Here is a 2206-nt window from a genome sequence, read left to right as displayed (position 1 = left end):
GTGGAGAAGAGCTCGCCGAAACGCTTTTCCCAGCGTTCCAGCACATCCGGCGTGGCGTCGGTGCTGCCGTTGTCCAGCACCCACAGGCGCGCGCCGGGAGCATGTTCGAACAGGGACGACGCAGCCAGGGAGGCCAGGGTCTCGTCCAGCTCAGCGGCCTTGTTCCAGGTGTACAGCAGCACGGCCACGCTTCCCGGAACTAGGCGAACTTCCTGGTCCGCGCCGGAAACGAGATCCGTGCAGCGCAGAAGTTCGCTGCCGCGCCAGGGCGCGGCCAGCACCGCCTGCGCCAGCACGGTTGTCGCCTCGTCGCGGCGGCCAAGGCGCAGCAGACATTCGGCCCGCAGGCCGGGACTGCCGCCGGGGAAGCACTCTCCCAGCTCGTCCAAGGCCGCCAGGGCTGCGGCGGCCTCGCCCTGAGCCAGCAGGTGCTGCGCCGTAGCCTGCAACCGCACCGGGGCCAGCACGCGCGACCAGGAGGCCGGGTCCACCATCCGGGCGGAAAGCTCCCAGTCCGCGCGCTGCCAAGCCAGGCTCCAGGCCGCGGCTCTCCAGAACATGTTCGCGGGCTCCGCCGCCAAGCGCTCCAGCAGGCCTGCGCGGGTGCGCTCCCAGTCGCCCTCGGCCCACCACGTGTCCGTGGGCGCCGGAACGCGCCAGAAGGCGGGCAAGGCCTGTACCAACCTGGATGGCGGTTCGGGCAGCGCGGGCAATCCGCGCAGGGCCGGGCCGCCCAGCAGCTGCGCCACGTCGAGGCTCAGCGGCGCTTCGGCCCAGGCGGCGCAGAGGAGTTCCCGCGCGAGCAGGGCCTGCACCTTGCCAGCGGCAAAGAGCCCGGCGGCCAGTCCGGCCAGATGCTCACGTCCGGTGGACCCGCGCGAAAGCCCCCTGCGGGTGGCTTCCGGCAGGGAGTTCCAGGCGGCGTGGGGACGACTGGGCATGCGGCCTCCAGCGTTACAAGGCTACTTCATGGGACGGATGCGCGTCTCCACGCCCGGCACGTCCTTCAGGCGGGCCTGAAGCTTGTCCAGATCCGTATCGCCGGTGTGGTAGGGGTACAACACCTTGGGCTGCATGAGCTTCGCGGCCTCGACCAGCATGTCGGCGGTCATGGTGTAGGGCAGGTTCACGGGCAGGAAGGCCACGTCCACGCCCTTGAGCGCCGCCATCTCCGGAACGACCTCGGTGTCGCCCGCGACGTAGATGCGCGTGGAGCCGAAGTGCAGCACGTAGCCGTTGCCCTCTCCCTTGGGATGGAAAGGCACGCCGGGCGAGCGCATGTGCTCGCGGTTGTAGGCGGGCACGGCGTCCACGCGGATGCCCAGAAAGGTCTTGGAATCGCCGTTCTTGAGCACGGTGGTGCCCCCCAGGGAGGCCGAGGCCTTGAGCGAGGCGGCGAACAGCGTGCCGTCCTTGCGGATGGCCTCGATGGCGCCCATGTCCAGGTGGTCGCGGTGCTCGTGGGTCACAAGGACGAGGTCGGCCTTGGGCAGGGTCGAATAATCGGCCTGGGCGGTCCAGGGGTCGATGTGGATGACCTTGCCCTGCCACTGCAGCATGAGGGTGCCATGGCCGAGGAAGGTTATGGTCACGTCGCCCGCGTCGGTCTTGATGACATCCTGGGGCTTTTTGGACTGGGCCAGGGCAAGGGTGGGCAGGAGCAGGAGCAGGAGCAGAAAGCAGACGGTCAGGAGCCTTGCGTGCATGGTCGCCTCCCTGTGTTTGGACCGGAGCGGAGGAAGCCCCCCGCCCCGGTGTCGAACATATCCTGATCCGGCCCGTCGCGCCAGCCGGCGCGCAGGCGGGCCCGCTAACGGGTAAGGTGCCGGTACTTGATGCGGTGGGGCTGCTCCGCCGCCGCGCCCAGGCGCTCCTTGCGGTCGGCCTCGTACTCGCTCCAGTTGCCCTCGAACAGGCTGACCTGGGAATCGCCCTCAAAGGCCAGGATGTGCGTGGCGATGCGGTCCAGGAACCAGCGGTCGTGGCTGATGACCAGCACGCAGCCCGCGAAGTTCACCAGGGCGTCCTCCAGGGCGCGCATGGTGTTCACGTCCAGGTCGTTGGTGGGCTCGTCGAGCAGCAGCACGTTGGCGCCTTCCCGCAAAAGCGAGGCCAGGTGCACGCGGTTTCTTTCGCCGCCGGAGAGCAGGCCGACCTTCTTCTGCTGGTCCGAGCCCGTGATGTTGAACTTGCCGATGTAGGCCCG

3 protein-coding genes are annotated in these 2206 nt (G+C 69.0%); all 3 read right to left on the bottom strand.

Annotation, left to right across the window (positions count from 1 at the left end):
* On the bottom strand, positions 1-941 hold a 941-nt coding region (locus tag VN419_RS05385), incomplete at its 3' end, for a glycosyltransferase family A protein (RefSeq protein WP_325645241.1).
* 21 nt (positions 942-962) lie between these two features.
* Positions 963-1706: an MBL fold metallo-hydrolase gene (locus VN419_RS05380; RefSeq protein WP_325645238.1), complete on the bottom strand. Its 744-nt coding sequence runs from the start codon at positions 1704-1706 to the stop codon at positions 963-965.
* A 104-nt stretch (positions 1707-1810) separates the two neighbouring features.
* A partial coding sequence (locus VN419_RS05375; protein WP_325645236.1) for an ATP-binding cassette domain-containing protein occupies positions 1811-2206 on the bottom strand: 396 nt, incomplete at its 5' end.

Source organism: Humidesulfovibrio sp. (assembly GCF_035560995.1).
Lineage (GTDB): Bacteria > Desulfobacterota > Desulfovibrionia > Desulfovibrionales > Desulfovibrionaceae > Humidesulfovibrio.
The sequence above is the reverse complement of the archived record's forward strand: the minus strand, read 5'-3'. Positions and strand labels throughout refer to the sequence as shown.